The 1,194-nt window shown below is 60.7% G+C and carries 2 protein-coding genes; both read right to left on the bottom strand.

From position 1 onward, the window contains the following. Positions 1–613, bottom strand: a 613-nt coding sequence (locus EN935_RS36830; RefSeq protein WP_127374283.1) for a fructose-bisphosphatase class II, incomplete at its 3' end; no start/stop codon positions are given. A 204-nt stretch (positions 614–817) separates the two neighbouring features. Then, complete coding sequence (locus EN935_RS36825; RefSeq protein WP_109671537.1) at positions 818–985, bottom strand: Thivi_2564 family membrane protein; 168 nt, start codon at positions 983–985, stop codon at positions 818–820. Positions 986–1,194 lie beyond the last annotated feature (209 nt).

Here is a 1,194-nt window from a genome sequence, read left to right as displayed (position 1 = left end):
GGATGACGCCGGCGACATCGCCGTCGCCGATCAGCCGGATCGCGGCACCCGTGGCGCGCACCGCATCGATCAGCTTGGCATGACGTGGCCGGTCGAGGATACAGGTGGTGATATCCGATATAGTGACACCCTTGGCCCTCGCGAGACTGGCGATGTTTTCGGCCGGCGAGGCATCGATGTCGATGACGCCGTCTGCATAGCCAGGGCCGATGGCGATCTTGTCCATGTAGACATCGGGTGCGAACAGCAGGCTGCCCTTCTCGGCGATCGCGATGACGGCGAGCGCATTGGGCAGGTTCTTGGCGCAGATCGTCGTGCCTTCGAGCGGATCGAGTGCGATATCGACGGCCGGACCTTTGCCCGAGCCGACTTCCTCGCCGATATAGAGCATCGGCGCTTCGTCCCTCTCGCCCTCGCCGATCACCACCGTGCCCTTGATGGCAAGGCGGTTGAGCTCCTGGCGCATGGCATCCACGGCGACCTGGTCGGCCGCCTTTTCGTCGCCGCGCCCACGCAGCCTGGCGGCCGCGACGGCGGCCCGTTCGGTGACGCGCACCAGTTCCATGGTGAGTATCCGGTCAAGACCGGCGACGATGTTCTGGGCCACATTCATCTGGTGATTTTCCTCGTTGGCAATGCGGCCTCCCGCCGGAGGCGGGCCTGTTTTGTCAGGCGAGCATGACAACGGCAAGACCCATCCAAAACTTTATCGAATAGCCAGCAATATCAATCGATTAAACGCATTTTGAAACGACGCCGGCCCGGTCGCAAAGAACCGGGCCGGCATGAAAAATTGAACATCGGCGCCCTTCGCGGCCTAGAAAACCGCAAGGTATTTGAGCAGCGAAATGATGCCAATGATGATCACGATGATCTGGGCGATCTGCCTCATGCGGGCATCGAGCGGCAGACGCTGAACCAGATAGAGAACGAGGATGATGACGAGGAATGTGATCAGGATGCTGATCAACGCGGATGAAGCCATGGTGCCCTCCTTAAAGATGATGTGCTGAAACAGGGAAATGAGCCGGAGAAACCGGCCCTATCGCGCCGCGATCAATACCAGCGGCGCGACGTGTCGTTCATCGACTGGCCAATGGCGAAGCCGGCCAGAAAGCCGAGCAGGCCGATCACGCCGACCACGGCTGTCGTCGTACCGGGATTTTCGCGTGCAACTTCCGAAACAGCATGGGC

Origin of the sequence: Mesorhizobium sp. M7D.F.Ca.US.004.03.1.1, assembly GCF_003998635.1 — a bacterium.
Lineage (GTDB): Bacteria > Pseudomonadota > Alphaproteobacteria > Rhizobiales > Rhizobiaceae > Mesorhizobium > Mesorhizobium loti.
This window is presented reverse-complemented; position numbering and strand designations above follow the sequence as displayed.

Coding starts and splice junctions, on each gene's coding strand:
- EN935_RS36825 (WP_109671537.1), bottom strand. CDS start 985: ATGGCTTCATCCGCGTTGATCAGCATCCTGATCACATTCCTCGTCATC.